The organism is Aquimarina algicola (genome assembly GCF_006443095.1).
GTDB classification, from domain to species: domain Bacteria; phylum Bacteroidota; class Bacteroidia; order Flavobacteriales; family Flavobacteriaceae; genus Aquimarina; species Aquimarina algicola.
In genome coordinates, this window is sequence record NZ_VFWZ01000002.1 from 680,896 (window position 1) to 699,006 (window position 18,111).

An 18,111-nucleotide genomic window follows, 5' to 3' on the forward strand; every position below is an offset into this window, starting at 1 on the left:
TGTTAGATGAAATTTAATACCAACATCCCTAAAGGCTTAAAAGAACACTATGATAAGGAATTGAATCTATATCGTAACGCATTGAATCGGAAAGATTATGGAATTGCTTGGAAGCATCTTGAACGCTCTCACATACTTGGGCAGTCCTATCCTTACGAACATACCTATTCCCATTGGCTAATGCTCAAATTTGGCTTTAGACAAAAAAACATAAAAGAGATTTTAGGTCAAGTTGTTCGATTGGTCGTTGGCGGGTGGAAATCATTTATTGACTACGTGCCCGTAGGAAATACGGGTGGTGCTAACGTTCCACCTCTTAAGAGAATGGAACTTCCTCACGACTTGGAAATTATCTTAAACCAATACAGACCAACCTAATGAAAAAGAAAAAAGTAAACTTACGTGATTTAGACCCTAAAGAACATAAGGGCGAGCACAGCCACGATGACGGACACAATCACAGCAGTCCGGAAGAATTGTCAAACTTCAGAACTTATTTACCTGCCATTTTTAGCTTTGTGATGCTGATAGTTGGCATTGCCATTGATTATTTTGATACCTTCCCCTTCTTTAAAGGTTGGATTCGCGTTGTCTGGTATACGGTAGCTTATATCCCAGTTGGGTTTCCTGTCATACGGGAAGGATGGAACAGTATCTTAAAAGGCGATTTCTTTACAGAATTTTTCTTGATGTCCATCGCCACTTTGGGGGCATTTGCCATAGGCGAATATCCCGAAGGTGTGGCGGTTATGCTTTTCTATGCCGTAGGCGAACTGTTTCAAAACGCAGCGGTCAACCGTGCCAAAAGAAACATTAAAGCACTACTCGATGTACGCCCTAATGAAGCCTTGGTCCATCGTGATGATGATTTTGTCTCTGTCAATCCTGAAACCGTTGAGATTGGCGAGAAAATTCAGGTTCGGGTGGGTGAAAAAGTACCACTCGATGGTATTTTACTTTCAGATAAAGGGTCCTTTAATACAGCAGCTTTGACAGGTGAAAGCAAGCCCGATACCATTGCGAAAGGCGAAAAGGTTTTTGCGGGAAGCATCAATCTCGATGGTGTCATCGAAATTGAAACCACTAAAGAGTTTAAGGACAGTTCCATTGCCCGTATTCTCGATATGGTGCAGAATGCCACCGCCCGTAAATCAAAGACTGAACTGTTCATCAGAAAGTTTGCACGGATTTACACACCTATCGTTGTATTTCTAGCTATTGGTCTGACTTTTCTTCCTTATTTCTTTGTTGATGATTACGTGTTTCGTGATTGGTTGTACAGAGCATTAATTTTCTTAGTTATTTCCTGTCCCTGTGCATTGGTTATTTCCATTCCTTTGGGCTATTTCGGTGGTCTGGGTGCAGCATCACGTAACGGTATTTTATTCAAGGGCGCATCCTTTTTGGATGCAATGACCAAAGTGAATACCGTGGTAATGGACAAAACGGGAACTATTACCAAAGGGGTCTTTAAGATTAAGGAAGTGGTCAATACATCCGCTTTCGCGGAAGCGGAATTTATGCAATACTTGATGGCGATGGAAGAACAATCTACTCATCCAATCGCAAAGGCAATATTGGAATATAAAGCTGACGGTGTTGACTTGGAAGCAACTGAAGTTTCTGAAGTTGCTGGAAAAGGCTTAAAAGGAACGGTCAATGGAAGAACCGTTTTGGTCGGTAACAAAGCATTAATGACTTCGAACAGTATCGAAGTACCCTCTGAAACCGATAGCATTGTAGAATCAATAGTAATGGTTGCCATTGATGGAAAGTTTGCAGGTTATGTAACCATTGCCGATGAACTGAAGGAAGATGCCCACCAAGCTATTAAGCAAATAAGGGAAGCTGGAATTTCAAAAATCATAATGCTTTCTGGCGATAAAGATTCCATTACGCAACAGGTTTCCAAAGAATTAAATATTGATTGGGCAAAAGGTGGTTTACTACCGGAAGATAAGTTGAACGAGGTTGAAGGGCTCAAAAAACAACCTGAAACGAAAGTAGCCTTTATAGGCGATGGTATTAATGACGCGCCCGTATTGGCAGCAAGTGGTGTAGGTATCGCAATGGGTGGCTTGGGTAGTGATGTTGCCATTGAGACGGCAGATGTCATCATCCAGACCGACCAACCAAGTAAAATTGCAAGAGCAATTAAAATTGGGCGTTCTACCCGAAAAATTGTTTGGCAGAATATTGGTTTGGCATTTGGTGTAAAGGCTATCGTACTTATTCTTGGTGCTGGTGGACTGGCAACAATGTGGGAAGCTGTATTTGCCGATGTGGGTGTGGCATTGTTGGCTATTTTAAATGCGGTACGATTGCAGAAAATGAAGTGGTAAGAATCATAGAATTTTTCCCATTGAAGTTACCAGAATGAAAATTGATTACCAATAATAACCGTTATATTGTAGGTCACAACAAGTCCTATTTTATGATACATATAATCACAACAGGCGGTACAATTGAGGGGTTGGACTATAGCGAAAAAAATAGCCAGAACCAAGAAAGCAAAATCTCTATTGAGAACTTTTTTAGGCCGGCGAATGTCTCATTTTCCTATACCATTGAAAGTGTTTTGAATAAAGACAGCCGCTCTATAACAGATGAAGACCGCCAGCTATTGGTAGATAAAATTAAAGCTACAAGCGCAGAAAAAATAGTATTAACCCACGGTACTTTCACTATGGAAGATACCGCAAAATATATCGGAAACCTTAACCTAAATAAAACGATTGTCTTGGTTGGCTCATTTGTTTTAGGCACATCCAATGGTACAGACGCCCCTTTTAATTTAGGTTATGCAATATGCTCAGTTCAATTTCTAAAAGCAGATGTATATGTGGCAATGAATGGCACTATATTTCATTGGAAGAATGTGACAAAAAATTTAGAAACCAACAAATTTGAGCAGCGATGAAAAAGATAAATGTTTGGTACATCAATACATTGGACGACTTTTTTCTATCTTTTATTAGATACGGTCATTGTATTGTTCACACTCTACTATTCAACTCGAAAAGATTCAAGTGGTTATAAGCGATTTTTATCTTTGGGTATTTTATTTATTACCTATAATTTAACAGGTGGATTTTTGCCAATTAAGAATTTTCCTGGTCCTCTCATTCTTCAGTACATCATAACTTACGGCGTTGCCATAACTCTATGCGTTTATATAGTTTACTACCTCTATAAAGAATATGATATCATTGTATTAAAGTACAATTCTTCTATTAGAAATTTAGCGATTTTGTCTTCTGGAAGTTTTATTATACTATTTTTAATCCCATACTTTTTTACCTATTCCTTAGACGCTTCAAGGTTACTTTTTACCATACCTATTTCTGTTCTTGCCTTTGTGTTTTTAGGTATGTTTTATGAAAGAATTTCCCATCCAAACAATCCAAATGAATACATCCTACGTCGTAATAGGTTATCAATGATTAGCGTGACAAGTATTGCGTTGTTACCTATACTAACCTTAATTGGGGATTTTCAATGGTTGACTTTTACTGTTATGAACGCGGCTTTTTATGCCATAACGATTATTGAAATAGACCGACATTTATATTTTTTGGAAAACAAGACCAAAATGTATGAAGTATTTGCAATGAGTAAGGAACAGGCAATTAACTCAGCAGAAACAAAAATAATCTACGAAAACTTGACACGAAGGGAAATAGAAATTACTTTATCTATTCTGAGCAATCTTAGTTACAAACAAATAGCCAAAGATTTATTCATTGCCGAAAGTACTGTCTCTAAACACGCTTCTAATATCTATAAAAAAACTGGTGTAAAAAATAGAAGGCAATTCATTAGTCGATATCGAAAAAAGGCGAAGTAGCGTTGTTCCTGATACCATAGCAATTACCGTAGGAAAATACGGTTTATTCCGTACATATCTACGGAATAAAATACCCTTCTTTCAAAATTATGTTATTACATTTCAGTTGTTCTTTGGCCGCCCTTTGTCGTAAAAACTTCTACTTTCAAGTACCTGTCCCACACATTCGCAACTAAAGAATTCTAACAACCACTAACAACCCATCCAAACTAAGACCACCCGCAGTAATGTCGGTGTTTAACTGTATTTATGGCTATAAATGGATTTAGAATCACTAGGCGAAAATCTTCTCGTAGAATTAGACGGGATAAGGCTCGAAAATCTTCCGATTTTGGAACTATCCTATCGTTCCATCGAGTTAAGTAGAAATTTGCTTACCGTTTTTAAAAGAAATATTTTGGCTAATGATTTTAAAAGCGTTGATGATGAAATTGATTTCTTTAAAAAAATAAAACAAGTACCATTAATTAAACTTATATACTTCTCAGAGATTCATTCTTTTGAAATTCAATTTCCTAAAGCTGATAGAGCTGCCCAACTAAAATTTGTAAAAAAGAAGATTGGTAAACTAAATCGCTTTTTTCTTTATAATCTTGACTTTGGCCAATATGTAAAATCTGGGGCAACCCATTTTGATAAGACATATTACACAAGAGACCATCTCGATAAGTATCACATCACTACTTCTAAATTCTATTTTCAAGACCCTGATTTTTGTACGCCAAGAGATATGCTTTTAGGAAAGTTCAAGGCCTATACTTCCCTTATTAATTATATGGACCAAAAGAAACATTCTATTAAAAATAGATTGAATGGTTTTAGTGTGAATATAAAACCTACTGAAAAAATTATTTGGCCATTTACAAATACAGATTGGGTTGAGCTGCTCTACGCACTATGCGCAAAAGGTCTCGGGAAGCAGGACAATAAAAGTATTATGCAACTTTCTAGAAAGTTGCAACAGATATTTGATTTTGAACCCAAAGACATCTACAAAACCTTTCAAGACATCAAAAATCGTAAAAACAGCCGAACATTGTTCCTTGACCAGCTGATTGCTTCCCTTCTTTCAGAAATGGATAAAAGCGAGGAATAGTCGCTAACCATTCTCATTTACCTATCCTTTTATCTGCTAAAATAAGACCGTACTACGGTTGACCTACGGTAATTAGATTCTCATCCTCTTTTCCATAAATTTTGGTACAATTTAAAGTTCAATTAATAGTGCAAACACCTCAAAACACCCTAAAACTAATCAAATTTCAAAATGTTAAATTTTGACCGTAGTACGGTCGTACTGGGGAATAAAATCCATTAAAGCTGTTCAAATTTGTAGAACGAAAGTCAAATCAGGTCAGAGGCTATCAAATTAGTTGATAGCGATGCGATAGCCTCTTTCTTTAAAACCGTTCTATTATGCCGACAAGTATTATTACCACAGACGACCTTCGAGATTTCAAAATGGAATTACTCGATGACATCAAAAAACTATTATCCAAACAAGCTACTGGAAAACTGAAACGGTATCTCAAATCTTCTGAGGTTATGGACTTGTTACAAGTCAGTCCAGGCACTTTGCAAAATCTTCGTATCAATGGCACTTTGCCCTATACCAAAGTAGGCGGTATTATCTACTACGATGCCGAGGAAATTCAAAATATAATGACCGCCAACCGTGTACAGCACGGTTCAAATTCTTAAGTAATGAACTATATAAAGCTACTTAATGCGGCTTTTGAAAAGTTCTATTTTGATGACCGCCTAAATCCTACCCATATCAGTCTGTATATGGCGCTGTTCCAAGAATGGAACAGTAGTCGCTTTGCGGATGAATTTTATGTAAACCGTAGAGATTTGATGCGTTGTGCTAAAATAGGCTCAAAATCCACTTACCATCGTTGTGTTACTGATTTGGACTCGTGGCTTTATCTATCCTATTTCCCATCTAATAATCCATACAAGGGCAGTAAAATCAAGATGTCCATTATTGGGACAAGTGATGAACCAGATGTGAGACGGTACAATCCCACATTAGAACTGCTTGCGGAACAGTACTATCCCATACGTGAACCAGTTGTGGGACAGTACCATCCCATAAATGGACAGGTTGTAGACCCACACCGTCCCATAGGTGGACAAGCATTGGTATCTACTACAAACAATATCAAACAAGAAAACTGTACTAAACAACCAAAGGGCTGGCAGGCCGTAATTGATTTTTTTATTGAAAAAGGTTTTAATGCCGATGAAGGAAAAAAATTCTACGAGCATTATGAAACTAGGAACTGGCAAACTAGCGATGGTCAACAAATTCGTGATTGGCGAGCTTTGGCCACAAACTGGATGGATAGAACTGAGCTTTTCGAAGAAGAAAACAAAGCAAACAAAAACCAAGCGTCCCAAATCAAGGACAACTTGCGAACCACTAAAAACAAAGATTATGGACAACCCCTCTAAAATTATTGAAGGTGGCGTAGAATATTCACTGGGAAAATTTGACGGCAAAAGCGTTGTCTATGACTTTCCAAAAATTTTGATTTACCTGAATGCAAAAGGAAAACTATTGTTTGGCAAGAAATTCAGAATCTATGAAGAAGACAAAAACATACTGCTTAAACTTTGTTCATACTTTATTAAGGATAAAGAGAACTGTTCTACTTACGGGATTGACATTGACAAAGGTATTTTACTTTCTGGACCTGTTGGATGTGGCAAAACCAGCCTTATGAAATTACTACGTCACATAGTTCCGTTGCAGCGCCCTTACGAAATGATTCCTTGCCGGAATGTAACTTTTGGTTTTAACCACCTTGGCTTTAAAACTGTTGAAGAATACGGCAATACTAAATTCTATTGCTTTGATGATTTGGGCGTTGAACCGGCTGGACGATTTTATGGGAAAGATTTGAACGTAATGGGCGAAGTACTCTTATCCAGATATGAACTCTATCTCGATACCAAACACAAAATCAAAACTCACGCTACCACAAACCTAAATGCTGAAGAATTGGAAGAACGCTATGGAAATCGTGTTCGTAGCAGAATGCGAGAACTGTTTAATTTAATTGCCTTTGATAAAGGTGCTGGTGATAAAAGGAAATGATTAATGTGCTTTTTTATGAATACGTTGCACAAACGGTTATTAAATATATTGACTTAAAGTCTAGTTGGAAAATTTTCAACAACAACTTTTATTTTCCTGAATAGGTGGACAGGCTACAGTTCCGAATGAGCAATAAACGCAACAATCGCCTTCATTTGGTTTCAAAACCATTTTACAATTCTCACATTCGTAAAAGAATCGACAAGCATTTGTCGGCATATCTTCTAATTTTTGATATCCACAGTTCGGACAGGTAATCTCTGATTTTAACTGAACTTCCATTAGTTTATTTTTTATCGGTCACTTTATAACCTGTTGAGCTAATTGCTTTCTCAATTTCCGTTTCATTAGTTTTGGTTTTGTCAAATTCAATGATTGCATTTCCTTTTTCATAGGATACTTTTGAGGTTACAATTCCGTCCAGTTTATTTACTTCGTGGTTGACGTGTTCCTCACAACCTGTGCAGGTCATTCCGCTGATTTTGAATTCAGTCGTTTTAATATCTGATTTGTTAACTACGATAATTTGCTTTTCTGTATTTGCGTAAAAAATTCTTGAATAGTATGGGAATGCCAACATCACGAATGCAAAAACAGTTATCATTCCTAAGAACTTTTTTGACTGAATAAATTTTGGTTTTTCCTCCATTTCACATTCGCAATCAATTTCTTTTTGAGGCTTTAGTTTTAGATACCAAGCAAAACAAAGAACTAAAATCGTAAGCCCGATTAGGTAAGGTCTAAAAGGTTCTATCCAAGAGAATGTTGAAGCAATTCCGCTTGTACCGGCGACTAGAGCCAAAACAGGCGTAATACAGCATAAGGAAGCTGTAATTGCTGTGAGTAAACCTGCTCCAATTAATTTGTTTTCACTTTTCATATCGCTTCTAAAACTTTGTTCTTATCAAGTATTTCAAAAAACGGATTGAGTAGTTTTTCATATCCAGAGGTTAATGAGTAATAAATTGTTTGGGCTTCCCTTTCTGTTTCCAAAAGACCTCGGTCTTTCATTTTTCTTAAATGTTGGGAAATGGCAGAAATGTTCATTCCAAGAATATCACTTAAATCACAAACGCAAAGTCTCTCTTCTTCAAAGAGCAGGTATAGTATTTTAAGTCTTACGCTATTCCCAACCAATGAAAGTCCATTCGCTAAATAATCAAAAGATTCGCTTAGTTCTGAAACTGTGTTTTTACAACGATTTATTTGTTCTAAATCAGCCTGTTGTCTTATACAAGAATTATTTTCCATAAAACAAAGTTACATTAATTTATTATTTAAGCAAATGCTTAAATATAAAATATAATCACAGAGGAATCTTTGAATATAGCTGCTTACGATAAGCGGAAGTAATCTAGCTTTTGAAGGATTTATACAATAAAATCACTTCAGAAATAAATTGTACCACAACGGCTTTTAAACTTTTGGTTATCTCTAAAAATAAATCTTTCATAATCGTATTAGTTTTGTATCGATGATAAAATAGTGCTGGCAATGAATTGGACATTGGTAGCATCTGAAATATAGCTTCCTTCATCTTTATTTGATAAGAACCCAAGTTCCAACAGAATGGAAGCACAATAGCCTATGGTGTCTTTTAATACCAGAAAGTTTGCAAACTTTATACCTCTACTTTCATATCCTATTATCTTGCAAATCTCTTTTTCGATTTGATATCCTAAATACACAGATTTTTTTGAATGATTCGTTTGTTTTAGTGAAGCATAGACTTCAATTCCTCTAGCATCAGGATTATCTGAATGGTTACAATGTAAAGAGACAAACAAATTTGGTTTAAGAGCTTTGGCCAGCTTGGTTCTATCCGATAGCGAAATAAGTGTATCACTATACCTGGTCAAATAAATATCTAGAGGCTTGTCCAGTTCATTATTTAGCTTCAAAATGGTATTAGCAATATTAAGTACAACATCCTTTTCTTGGATATTATTAATGCCTATCGCACCAGCATCTTTTCCACCGTGTCCGACGTCAATTATAATTCGTTTTTGAGTGCTGGTTTCTTGTCCAAAAACGATGCACATTTTTAAAAGCAAAACCACAAAACTGACGTTTTTGAGCACTTTTTTCATTTTCAATTTTCAGGTTATCAACAAATTCCTTTCAAAAACCCATAGAATTTGATGCCAAATAATAGCAATTAAATTCAATTGATTTCAAATAATATTTTTTACACAAATAATTGATTTTCAGTTATTTATAAACAAATATATGTAAATTTCAGAAAGAGAAAATGAATAAAAAATCTAAACAGTTTTATTATGAAAAAATCAATCTACTTAGCAACTTTTTTATCGTTGCTCTCAACATCGCTTTTTGCTCAAATTGGGGGAATTGAAGATTCCGTTAATGATGTGGGCGATACCATACGAACCATATTTCCAATTTTATTGGGTGTTATTTTCCTAGTTGGCTTTCTATTTAATGCAGGTCATTTCTTTGGGGAAAACGCAGACCTTAAAAAAGGAATTACTAGAGTACTCGTGTTTGTTTTAATTGCTGGGGCAGTTGTCGGCATCTTCACATACTTAATAGGCATCGTAGTATAAATGAAACGTTTCGAGGTCTATAAAAACATTAGGAAACGGGCGGTCATTTTTGGGCTGCCTATTTCCCTATTTGCACTAATGATGGTGTCCATTTTAGCTTCGCTGCTCATTATCATCTTCTCTTTCAGTTTCGGGATTATAATTGGTGTTCTCGTTTTTAATGCTGCCCTATACGTAGCCTTAACGAGAATAACACATAACCCACAACTATTTCAAATGGCTAAAGCCTTCCCGAGAATTATTAGTAACAAAAGAAATTCTGGTTTCGATTATGAACAAGATTAATCTTTCGGCATATCAACCTATTGCGGATATTCAAGACAATATCATTTTTGCCAATAATGGCAACGTTGTCCTATGCTATGAAGGAACATTGCCAGAAATCTATTCCTTATCGGAAAAAGACTTTGAAGATATACACGGTGCTTGGTTTCAGGCTTTGAAATCATTGCCAATTGGTACGGTAGTGCAAAAGCAGGATATCTACCTTAAAAAGTTATATACTTCAGAAGCACTTCCGAATACAACGTTTTTAGAAAAAGCGACCCACGACCACTTCAAAGGGCGCGACTATATGGAACATCGTTGTTTTCTATTCTTCACGCTTACTAAGAACAAAACTCTAAATAATTCAAAATATGTCAACCCTTTTCGTAAAGTTTCAAAAGGCACTGTTCAACAATTAGATGACAACCTTAAGAGCTTCATCGGTTCGGTTAGTGATTCTGTTTCCTTTATAAATAATAGTCGAAAAATGACCTTTGTTTCGCTAAAAGCGAAAGAAATACAGCAGTTAACCAATGGTTATTTCAATGGCTTTAACGAAGGGTTTGACACCGATATCATATTGGATAAAAAAAGCGTCAATATTGGCGAAAACTATTTTGATGCCCTGGCTATCAATAGCGAACTGTGCTTTGGCGAAAGTGTACAGAGTAGCAAGACCAATGAGAAATTCACTTCTGACGATTTCGTATTTCATCAAGGGTTTATTGATGGCTTAGGGCTTACGCTTAATGAGAATCATATTGTTAATCAAATCCTGTATTTGGATGACAAACAGAAGTGGCGCAAGCTACTCGATAAAAAAGTTGAGGAACTCAACAAAAGTTCAAACTTCGGTTCACAGAATAAGGTAGTACTTGGAAAAATTCAGCACATACTAGACCAAATCAACGCTGATGACAATGCACGTATTATTCGTGGTCATCTCAACATTGTCTATTGGGACAAGAACCCAGAAAATTTAAGTCGAATCGGTTCAAAAATCAAAACCGAGTTTAAGGAACTGGATATCATTCCATACTATCCACGAGGCGAAGAACGAAAGAATTACATCCTAAATAGTTATTGCTGTTTTTCATCCAACTTCTCAAATAACGATTTATATGTAACGGATTTGAAACACGCTTTATGTCTGTTTATCAATAACACCAATTACAATTCAGATGCTACTGGAATTATCTTCAATGATAGAGAGCATAATGTTCCCGTTTTAAAAGATGTCTGGGACGAACGTAAGAAACGTATCAAAGCACGCAACTTTGCCATTTTTGCCCCCACAGGCGAAGGCAAATCCTTTTTGGCCAATAATATTCTGCGCCAATATTTTGAAAGTGGTGTACGGCTGGTCATTATCGATTTGGGTGGCTCTTACACCAAATTCGCAAAACTTTATCCCGAAAAATATACGGTGCTTCGCTATGAAAGTGGAAAGAATCTGGGCATTAATCCTTTTTACATAAGTAATACAAATGACCTGACACCCGAACGCTTGGAAGATTTATCAGTCTTTCTGTTTGAGCTTTTTGCTTCAGATTTAAAGGTTACCAAAGCACAATCGGTTTCGGTCAAAAAGATATTGCGCCATTATTATAACAACACTTCAGAAAATCATTCTTTAGATGGTTTCTACAACTTTATAGAAAGGAATCAGAAAGACCTTCTGAACACCTTAAAAATCCATCCCGACTATTTCAATATTACGAGCTTTCTGCACGTAATGTCCGAATATGTCGGCGATGGTCTATATAGCTTCCTCTTTGAAGTCAGCGAAGACCAGACTTATAAAATCGAGGACAAACGATTGATTGTTTTTGAACTGGATGAAGTAAAAGACAATAAGGAAATCCTGTCCGTGATGTTGAAGCTGATTAAGTCAGCTATCCAAAGAACGATTTGGAAAAACAGGGCAGAAAAAGGTATCATCCTTTTCGACGAGTTTGCCAAGCAATTGAAGTTTGACAACGTACTTGAAAGTGTAGAATTCTACTACCAGGCCATTCGTAAACAAAATGGTGCAATTGGGATTATTCTGCAATCCATCAATCAGCTTCCGAACAATTCCACTTCCGCAAGTATTTTAGAAAATACGCAAGTCATTTACAGTCTAAACAACGAAAAAGGCTATGACGAATTGGTTAAAAGGCTCAATCTATCTAGCCACGATTTAAACCAACTAAAGTCCATCAAAAATAATCTTTCCGGACCACGGAAGTACACCGAAATGTTTATCAAGATTGGAAAGGAAAGCAACATCTTTCGGCTTGAAGTTCCTAAAGAAGTCTATGCAGCTTACTTAACCGATGGCCAGGAAAATGAGGAAATAATGAAGCTCTACAATGAGCATAACGATATGGAAAAAGCAATAATTCAATTCACATCTAAAACATAATATTATGAAGACAAAAATCAAAACAATCTTGTTCGGGCTATGCTTAACGATTACCCTTTTATTGCCTAACGGTGCTACCGCTCAGGGGATGCCAGTTTATGACAATACCAACTTTATCAGTTTGGTAAAATCGCTTGTGGAATCGGCAAAACAGACCTCTCAACTTATCAAGTCCGTAAAGTTCTTGAAAGATGCGAAAGAGGCAATTGAGAAAGTGTCAAGTGTTGTCCAACAACTTAGGGCAGTTGAAGAAATAGCAGCTAACAATCAACGCCTTATCAATGTAATGCAAAACGATTTGCAGGATATTTTAAACTCGCCTTATATCAAACCAGAGGAAGTTACACGAGTTGCGGAATCATTTGATGCCATAGTTCAAAACTCTTTAGACACAGTTGATTTTATGAGCGAAATCCTATCCAGTGATAATCTAAAAATGTCAGATGCTGAACGTGCTGAAGTTTTAAAACAGAAAGAGAAAGAATCTAAGGAAATGGTTTCTAATATCAATACAAAAACAAAACGCTATCGCAATATCATTTCCTTCAGAAAAATGCAGGACAAAATTAATAATAGAGAAACAGATTACTAATAATGACCGCAGCCATACTTTTAGGGATTGGACTGGAATACATTGATGCAGTATTTCAAACCATACAGAACAGTAGCTTTTCGCAATATACTATTGCAGGAATGAAAACGCTTGCTGTATTGTTCTTTCTGGTCAATATCCTAAAAAAATATAATGAAGGTATTGCGGATAAGGATGGTTATACTTGGGGATTAAGTCCGGGGGAATTGACCAAGAATTTTGCCATTGTACTTCTGGTTATATTTTCAACGCAGGTTTTAGGCTTTTTTGATGGCATCTTGGTTTCCATAGAAGCGCAATATCGTGGTACAGCACCAGCTTTATTGCCATTACAGATGCAGGATATTCCTATAGAAGAAGAAATAAATTTTTTAGAGGCCGCTCAAGCGGCAATGGCCTTATTATATGAAGCTCTTGTCACACCACTTTACGGATTCAAAATATTTGCATTTATCATTAGCCTTATCCTTTGGATTTTGGATTTGTTCATCTACCCGTTGTTTCTTGCTGAACGCTACTTTTTATTGGGTATAATGCAAGCCTTTTTCCCGCTGGTTATAAGTCTAGCAGTTTTTGAAAAATTCCGTTCGCTTGCTTACACATTTTTCAAGTTATATGCCGCGGTTTATATGTTGGTGCCTGCATTCTTTCTGGTTAATGTATTTGTAAACGCCCTCTATACTGAAATCAATACGAATTTCTGGACAAACCTTTTTGGGACAGATGTCGGCCAGGGCTTTTTTGCACCTGTGGTTCAGCTAGGGTCAGTTTGTTTCATTGTTTTTCTAAAGTTCAAATTATATAAACGCGCCACATCGTTTACCCTCAGATTATTTACTGCCTAGGGCAGATTAAACATATAAATATGAAAACACCATATAAGAACATATACAACGTCTTAAAGTTGAACCGATTTATCGTGTTGGCAGTTGTCATTTTTGCGATGCTATCGAGCACCTTTTCACTTTGGATGGCTTTTAAGACGAATAAAGAAGCACTTAATAGTGCCTTTGCCATTAATACCGATGGCAGTATTATTCCGCTGAAGCTTGTTACCCAAAAAGAAAATTTCAAAGTAGAGGCATTGGCGCATTTGGACCTGTTCCACAACTACTTCTATAATATCGATGCCAGTAACTACGAACGGAATCTTGAAAAGGCGCTTTGGTTAGGCAATAGTTCTGTGGACAACTTGTATCGTCAGAAAAAAGCCGATGGTGTCTATAATCGATTGCTGCAATACTCACTTGTTCAAAAAGTACTAAGTATTGATTCACAAATCGAAGAACAAAACGGAATATACGTCTTTAGAACGATTACAGTATTTGAAATCAATAGAGGTTCAATAATTGACACCTACGAACTCGTTTCTAGTGGAAATTTAATTCCAGTTGATAGAAACTTTCCAAACAACCCACACGGCTTGTTGATTACGAACTATTTCGAGAACACCTTAAAAAAGATAAACGATGAAAGTTGAGCCGATAATCGGCATTTAAAAACCACAATTATGAAATTAGAAAAAAACAAAATAGTATTTGCTGCGGTATTGGCTGTGATTTTCATATTTCTCATTTCCTATTCAATGATGGTTATGGGCGATGACGAAAGTGAGAACGAAAACCTTGAACAGACCTTGGTTCCGGACTTGGACGAAAACCAAAAAGAATACGATTCCAAGCTTGATGCTATCAATGACCTAAAGGAAGTGCGCGAGAATAACGCACCCAGCATCTACGATGAAAAACTTTTGGATTCCACAGGTCTTTACAATCCGGATTTGCCGGAACTTGAAAAAGAACGCATTGTGGATAGTATATACAATGCAGGTAAAATTCAATACTCTGACAAGAAATACAGAAACTTAGGGCAAAAGAAAGTTGTGAAAAAGAGCGCACAACAAATCGATTCAGCCGAAATAAAACGAGAACAAAAAATTCAAGCCAAAGAATTAGGATTAGAACATCAATTATTCTTTGCTGCTTCGCCAAAACCAAATGAAGTTTCAATTATTGGTAATACAGATGAAATGATATATGTGGTTGTCGATGGCGACCAGGTTGTTAAAGCAAACACTAGATTGCGGATGCGTCTTACCAAATCAGCTACTATTAATGGTAAGTTGATGCCAAAGAATACACCAGTTTTTGGTTTTATAAGCTTTCAGCCAAATCGTGCTTTAATCGAAATTGAGAACATAAAGCATCATCCTACCAAGCTAAAGGCATTCGATTTGCTCGATGGTAGCGAAGGCATCTATGTACAGAACAATTTCAGGTCAGAAGCTACCACAGAAGTTTTAGATGATGTTATTGGTGATATCAATATCCCAACTGTTCCACAGGTCGGTGGATTGACACAGGTATTTAGACGACGTAATCGAAGTGTAAAGGTGACTGTGCTCAACAACTACAAATTAATTCTAAAACCAAAATTACAAGGCCTATAATGGGCATTTAAAAACGCACTCTTATGAAAAAGTATATTATAATTTCATCTCTCATTATTTCCACTTTCGCGAAAGCACAAATAAATGTGGCATTAGATACCATTTATGCAAACGATACTAAAAACGTTGCGCTATTTTTTCCAGAACCAATACGACAAGGCATAACCGGTTCGGATAATTTTGTCTTCAGTTATAATCGTGAAAAGGAACAATATTTTGGATTACTCCAGGCAAAGCCCGGGAAGGAAAGTAATCTACTGGTAGTCAATAGAAATGGTGCAATTTTTTCGTATATTGTAAGATATAAAAAGCAGCTGTCAAAGCTCAATTATTTTATCCCATTATCAAATAGTATTGGTAATGAAAAGCCAATCGTAGCCGATTCGATTCAGGTTGTAACTTCTGAAAAAAATATAGATAACAGAACCTACTATTATCAAAAATTCTGCACCTATCTTCTTAACAGAAACCAACGCATCGGTCGGATTAAGAAGTGCACGCAAGGCATCGTCTTGACCGTTGAGAATATTGTTTTTGATAAAGAAGAACTCTACTTTGTCATCCAGATTGAGAATAATTCTACGTTGGATTACGATTTGAATTTCTTGAACCTTTCCATCGAGACTCGACAAAAAGGGAAAAGGAAATCCTTGCAGAGTTTATATCAAGAACCTATTTACAAGCACCATCTGCTTTCAAAAATTGCAGAAGGCGAAATGATACGGTTAGTTTATGTAATGCCCAAATTCTCATTGTCCAATGACCGTAGGGCAATTTTAGAATTGAACGAGAAAGATGGCGAACGCAATTTAAAACTGAACATATCACACAGATATATCAATAACCCAAATTAATAATATTATGAAAAGATTAGTCATTTACTCACTCGCACTTTTATTCATTTCTTGCTCTGAAACCAAGAATATGTCGCCATCAGAAACTGTAAAGATTGTTGTTGAAAGCTTTTATGCTAAGGATAATGGCACTTTAAAAAAGCATACAACTTCTGATGGTTATGATAGTTTAATGATGATTCAAGGTTTAGTGCCAGATGCAGATAATGATGCAAAGGTTATAATATCGGATGAAGTTATTGAGACCGATACTGCGTGGGTCAAATACAGTTCTAATTATGATAATAAGCCTGGTATCTTTAAACTCATCAAGGAAGATGGTCAATGGAAAGTGACGAGCAAAGGACCGAGAGAGAAAGGGCCTTTTTAATGGTTAATCTTTTAGTTCAACACTAACATAATCAAAATAGATTTTCAATTTTTTCTTTACGAAATTCAAATAATCAATTTCATCTTGGTTAGGCGGGTACTGTCCTGCAATGAACAATAATTTTGTTCTATCGTCATCGTCCTTTTGCACATATGACATTATTTGACCTAAACCCTCTCTAATGCAATCAGAGGCAAAGGCCGATGACTTTACTTCATAGAAATGAATTTCATTTTCTAATTTAACTTTTATGTCAACATAATTTTCCTCAAGTATAACGTTGTCCTTACCGTATTTTTGTTCCAGCTGCTTCTGTAGTATTTCTTGAATTTTGTTGTGTTTTTGTTCTGCAATGTAACTGGTGCTTCCCCTTCTTTTCTGTTTAGATGAACTTCGCAATTTAGTTCCCTTTCTGTTAGTTTTTCTCTTTTTTCCGGTGTTTGTCGTTTTTCCGTTATCACGACCAAATTTCTCATATAGAAAATCAGCAAATTGATATATTGATAAATGGGATGGTTTATTGGCAATAATCAAATTCTGAATTTCAGAAGTTTTAGTTTTTCTAGTAACATTCAACCCATAATATTCAGCAATTTTATGAAGTACGGCTTTCTTAAAAATTGGAATCAATCTTTCGTTTGAATAGAGATAGGCTATTTTCCATTTTACAAAAAGAGTTAGATGTAAATCATCAATTTTTTCAAAGTCTCCCTTTTCGGAATATTCAATAATCTTTAAGATTTCAGCTTTTACGTTTTCAAATGCTTCTTTTCTATTCTCTCCATAGTAACGTTGCCAGGAATAAAGATTGTCGTTTATTAAGTTTTTTGGATTTGCATTTGGGTCACTTCGTTTATAAATTCCAAACTTGCTAGAATTTATACCCTTAATACTTCCCAGAGCTCTAGTTTTGGTTTCCAACCATTGGCAGAATGTATCTTTGTTTCCAACCGAAACATACTGTTCTATCTTCATAGATTTGATGGTCTCGATGTCCCACCTTTCAAGAAATTCGTTGAGTATTTCCCTTGATAATTCAGTATTATTTTCCAAATGAAATTATGGTATTAGTTAAAGTCTTTTTGGAAAGTAAAAACACCTCTTTTATAAACTTTTAGGCACTATTTAAAGAAGTAAAATCAAACATAAAATGTTTTATTACCATATTGTCAGGGTGCTCTGATTCGTAATACTTATCGTGAAAGTGATAGGGTTTAGGTTTCAAAAATTCAAGTTCCCTTTCGTCTTTTTTCAAAAGTTTATTAACCCCATTTACGGTTTTGTCCAAATCTCCTTCGAGTACATACCCAAGTAGGCATCCGTTCTCATATTTATGAGTAACAAAACTGTTAATTCCAGTATCAATATATCGTCGTTTTAAACCAGAATCTTTTTCCTTGAGGTTTTTGGCTTCCATATGGTATTCGTATTCTAGGGATGAATTTATGGTTACCAATCTAAGGTCTATTCTAGGAAGTTTCGCTGCAAAACCCTTTTCCTTTTCTATATTATCTTTAGGCAAATGCTGCTCAACATTTGTAACGATGCTCCACTTTAATCTTAGTGGATTTTCCTTAATGTGTTCGTGCAATTCCGAAGTAATGTCGTTTTCATCCCAGTTGAGTTTGATGACTTTTGTTTCCATAGCTGAAACA

The 18,111-nt window shown here is 36.0% G+C and carries 22 protein-coding genes; 16 read left to right on the forward strand and 6 right to left on the reverse strand.

Annotation, left to right across the window (positions count from 1 at the left end; all coding sequences use genetic code 11):
- Positions 1-6: 6 nt before the first annotated feature.
- The 8 genes from FHK87_RS06910 (at position 7) to FHK87_RS06945 (ending at position 6,950) form a co-directional block, all read left to right on the forward strand.
- On the forward strand, positions 7-378 hold the full coding sequence (locus FHK87_RS06910) for a DUF3703 domain-containing protein (protein ID WP_140591943.1): 372 nt from the start codon (positions 7-9) through the stop codon (positions 376-378).
- Positions 378-2,342, forward strand: a complete 1,965-nt coding sequence (locus FHK87_RS06915; protein ID WP_140591946.1) for a heavy metal translocating P-type ATPase — start codon at positions 378-380, stop codon at positions 2,340-2,342. The genes FHK87_RS06910 and FHK87_RS06915 overlap by 1 nt, the downstream gene beginning before the upstream one ends.
- 92 nt (positions 2,343-2,434) lie before the next feature.
- Positions 2,435-2,920, forward strand: a complete 486-nt coding sequence (locus FHK87_RS06920) for an asparaginase domain-containing protein (protein WP_140591949.1) — start codon at positions 2,435-2,437, stop codon at positions 2,918-2,920.
- A 174-nt stretch (positions 2,921-3,094) separates the two neighbouring features.
- On the forward strand, positions 3,095-3,847 hold the full coding sequence (locus FHK87_RS06925) for a helix-turn-helix domain-containing protein (RefSeq protein WP_226294126.1): 753 nt from the start codon (positions 3,095-3,097) through the stop codon (positions 3,845-3,847).
- Between the two features lie 259 nt (positions 3,848-4,106).
- Complete coding sequence (locus tag FHK87_RS06930) at positions 4,107-4,943, forward strand: RteC domain-containing protein (RefSeq protein WP_130962975.1); 837 nt, start codon at positions 4,107-4,109, stop codon at positions 4,941-4,943.
- 320 nt (positions 4,944-5,263) lie between these two features.
- Positions 5,264-5,548 carry a helix-turn-helix domain-containing protein gene (locus tag FHK87_RS06935; protein WP_140591951.1) on the forward strand — a complete coding sequence of 95 codons (285 nt, stop codon included), beginning with the start codon at positions 5,264-5,266 and terminating at the stop codon, positions 5,546-5,548.
- A 3-nt stretch (positions 5,549-5,551) separates the two neighbouring features.
- Positions 5,552-6,304 carry a hypothetical protein gene (locus FHK87_RS06940; RefSeq protein WP_140591953.1) on the forward strand — a complete coding sequence of 251 codons (753 nt, stop codon included), beginning with the start codon at positions 5,552-5,554 and terminating at the stop codon, positions 6,302-6,304.
- Complete coding sequence (locus tag FHK87_RS06945) at positions 6,288-6,950, forward strand: ATPase (protein WP_140591956.1); 663 nt, start codon at positions 6,288-6,290, stop codon at positions 6,948-6,950. The genes FHK87_RS06940 and FHK87_RS06945 overlap by 17 nt, the downstream gene beginning before the upstream one ends.
- A 75-nt stretch (positions 6,951-7,025) precedes the next feature.
- Here the strand turns inward: FHK87_RS06945 and FHK87_RS06950 are convergent, their stop codons facing one another.
- The 4 genes from FHK87_RS06950 to FHK87_RS06965 all read right to left on the reverse strand — a co-directional run bounded on the left by FHK87_RS06950 (position 7,026) and on the right by FHK87_RS06965 (position 8,992).
- A complete protein-coding gene (locus tag FHK87_RS06950; RefSeq protein WP_140591958.1) occupies positions 7,026-7,232 on the reverse strand; it encodes a GDCCVxC domain-containing (seleno)protein in 207 nt (68 codons plus the stop codon).
- A 4-nt stretch (positions 7,233-7,236) separates the two neighbouring features.
- Complete coding sequence (gene merTP, locus FHK87_RS06955; protein ID WP_140591961.1) at positions 7,237-7,830, reverse strand: mercuric transport protein MerTP; 594 nt, start codon at positions 7,828-7,830, stop codon at positions 7,237-7,239.
- Positions 7,827-8,201 (reverse strand): ArsR/SmtB family transcription factor, encoded by a 375-nt coding sequence (locus tag FHK87_RS06960; protein ID WP_140591963.1) that lies wholly within the window; start codon positions 8,199-8,201, stop codon positions 7,827-7,829. The genes merTP and FHK87_RS06960 overlap by 4 nt, the downstream gene beginning before the upstream one ends.
- Positions 8,202-8,410: 209 nt before the next feature.
- A complete protein-coding gene (locus FHK87_RS06965; protein WP_317133538.1) occupies positions 8,411-8,992 on the reverse strand; it encodes an N-acetylmuramoyl-L-alanine amidase family protein in 582 nt (193 codons plus the stop codon).
- Positions 8,993-9,229: 237 nt separating this feature from the next.
- On the opposite strand from FHK87_RS06965, the gene FHK87_RS06970 reads away from it, so the two are divergent.
- The 8 genes from FHK87_RS06970 (at position 9,230) to FHK87_RS07010 (ending at position 16,456) form a co-directional block, all read left to right on the forward strand.
- Positions 9,230-9,517, forward strand: a complete 288-nt coding sequence (locus FHK87_RS06970; protein WP_073243663.1) for a hypothetical protein — start codon at positions 9,230-9,232, stop codon at positions 9,515-9,517.
- A 271-nt stretch (positions 9,518-9,788) separates the two neighbouring features.
- Positions 9,789-12,191: a TraG family conjugative transposon ATPase gene (locus FHK87_RS06980; RefSeq protein WP_140591967.1), complete on the forward strand. Its 2,403-nt coding sequence runs from the start codon at positions 9,789-9,791 to the stop codon at positions 12,189-12,191.
- 4 nt (positions 12,192-12,195) lie between these two features.
- Positions 12,196-12,783 (forward strand): conjugal transfer protein, encoded by a 588-nt coding sequence (locus FHK87_RS06985; RefSeq protein ID WP_140591968.1) that lies wholly within the window; start codon positions 12,196-12,198, stop codon positions 12,781-12,783.
- Positions 12,784-12,785: 2 nt separating this feature from the next.
- Complete coding sequence (locus FHK87_RS06990; protein ID WP_140591969.1) at positions 12,786-13,628, forward strand: hypothetical protein; 843 nt, start codon at positions 12,786-12,788, stop codon at positions 13,626-13,628.
- A 20-nt stretch (positions 13,629-13,648) separates the two neighbouring features.
- Positions 13,649-14,263 (forward strand): conjugal transfer protein TraK, encoded by a 615-nt coding sequence (locus tag FHK87_RS06995; RefSeq protein WP_140591970.1) that lies wholly within the window; start codon positions 13,649-13,651, stop codon positions 14,261-14,263.
- 30 nt (positions 14,264-14,293) lie between these two features.
- Entirely contained in the window at positions 14,294-15,232 is a 939-nt protein-coding gene (gene traM, locus FHK87_RS07000; protein WP_140591971.1) for a conjugative transposon protein TraM, read from the forward strand.
- Positions 15,233-15,255: 23 nt separating this feature from the next.
- On the forward strand, positions 15,256-16,086 hold the full coding sequence (locus tag FHK87_RS07005) for a DUF4138 domain-containing protein (RefSeq protein ID WP_140591972.1): 831 nt from the start codon (positions 15,256-15,258) through the stop codon (positions 16,084-16,086).
- Between the two features lie 70 nt (positions 16,087-16,156).
- Positions 16,157-16,456: a hypothetical protein gene (locus tag FHK87_RS07010; RefSeq protein ID WP_226294127.1), complete on the forward strand. Its 300-nt coding sequence runs from the start codon at positions 16,157-16,159 to the stop codon at positions 16,454-16,456.
- 3 nt (positions 16,457-16,459) lie between these two features.
- Here FHK87_RS07010 and FHK87_RS07015 read toward each other — a convergent pair whose 3' ends face one another.
- Positions 16,460-17,431 carry a hypothetical protein gene (locus FHK87_RS07015; RefSeq protein WP_226294128.1) on the reverse strand — a complete coding sequence of 324 codons (972 nt, stop codon included), beginning with the start codon at positions 17,429-17,431 and terminating at the stop codon, positions 16,460-16,462.
- A gap of 139 nt (positions 17,432-17,570) precedes the next feature.
- Positions 17,571-18,101 (reverse strand): hypothetical protein, encoded by a 531-nt coding sequence (locus FHK87_RS07020; RefSeq protein ID WP_140591975.1) that lies wholly within the window; start codon positions 18,099-18,101, stop codon positions 17,571-17,573.
- Between the last annotated feature and the right edge of the window lie 10 nt (positions 18,102-18,111).

Excerpts from the sequence above, each read along its gene's own strand:
- FHK87_RS07020 (WP_140591975.1), bottom strand. The coding sequence starts at position 18,101 with ATGGAAACAAAAGTCATCAAACTCAACTGGGATGAAAACGACATTACT.
- FHK87_RS06995 (WP_140591970.1), top strand. The coding sequence starts at position 13,649 with ATGAAAACACCATATAAGAACATATACAACGTCTTAAAGTTGAACCGA.
- FHK87_RS06970 (WP_073243663.1), top strand. The coding sequence starts at position 9,230 with ATGAAAAAATCAATCTACTTAGCAACTTTTTTATCGTTGCTCTCAACA.
- traM (WP_140591971.1), top strand. The coding sequence starts at position 14,294 with ATGAAATTAGAAAAAAACAAAATAGTATTTGCTGCGGTATTGGCTGTG.
- FHK87_RS06960 (WP_140591963.1), bottom strand. The coding sequence starts at position 8,201 with ATGGAAAATAATTCTTGTATAAGACAACAGGCTGATTTAGAACAAATA.
- FHK87_RS06965 (WP_317133538.1), bottom strand. The coding sequence starts at position 8,992 with ATGTGCATCGTTTTTGGACAAGAAACCAGCACTCAAAAACGAATTATA.
- FHK87_RS06945 (WP_140591956.1), top strand. The coding sequence starts at position 6,288 with ATGGACAACCCCTCTAAAATTATTGAAGGTGGCGTAGAATATTCACTG.
- FHK87_RS06950 (WP_140591958.1), bottom strand. The coding sequence starts at position 7,232 with ATGGAAGTTCAGTTAAAATCAGAGATTACCTGTCCGAACTGTGGATAT.
- FHK87_RS06920 (WP_140591949.1), top strand. The coding sequence starts at position 2,435 with ATGATACATATAATCACAACAGGCGGTACAATTGAGGGGTTGGACTAT.
- merTP (WP_140591961.1), bottom strand. The coding sequence starts at position 7,830 with ATGAAAAGTGAAAACAAATTAATTGGAGCAGGTTTACTCACAGCAATT.
- FHK87_RS06980 (WP_140591967.1), top strand. The coding sequence starts at position 9,789 with ATGAACAAGATTAATCTTTCGGCATATCAACCTATTGCGGATATTCAA.
- FHK87_RS06910 (WP_140591943.1), top strand. The coding sequence starts at position 7 with ATGAAATTTAATACCAACATCCCTAAAGGCTTAAAAGAACACTATGAT.
- FHK87_RS06935 (WP_140591951.1), top strand. The coding sequence starts at position 5,264 with ATGCCGACAAGTATTATTACCACAGACGACCTTCGAGATTTCAAAATG.
- FHK87_RS06990 (WP_140591969.1), top strand. The coding sequence starts at position 12,786 with ATGACCGCAGCCATACTTTTAGGGATTGGACTGGAATACATTGATGCA.
- FHK87_RS07005 (WP_140591972.1), top strand. The coding sequence starts at position 15,256 with ATGAAAAAGTATATTATAATTTCATCTCTCATTATTTCCACTTTCGCG.
- FHK87_RS06985 (WP_140591968.1), top strand. The coding sequence starts at position 12,196 with ATGAAGACAAAAATCAAAACAATCTTGTTCGGGCTATGCTTAACGATT.
- FHK87_RS06930 (WP_130962975.1), top strand. The coding sequence starts at position 4,107 with ATGGATTTAGAATCACTAGGCGAAAATCTTCTCGTAGAATTAGACGGG.
- FHK87_RS06915 (WP_140591946.1), top strand. The coding sequence starts at position 378 with ATGAAAAAGAAAAAAGTAAACTTACGTGATTTAGACCCTAAAGAACAT.
- FHK87_RS07010 (WP_226294127.1), top strand. The coding sequence starts at position 16,157 with ATGTCGCCATCAGAAACTGTAAAGATTGTTGTTGAAAGCTTTTATGCT.
- FHK87_RS07015 (WP_226294128.1), bottom strand. The coding sequence starts at position 17,431 with ATGAAGATAGAACAGTATGTTTCGGTTGGAAACAAAGATACATTCTGC.
- FHK87_RS06940 (WP_140591953.1), top strand. The coding sequence starts at position 5,552 with ATGAACTATATAAAGCTACTTAATGCGGCTTTTGAAAAGTTCTATTTT.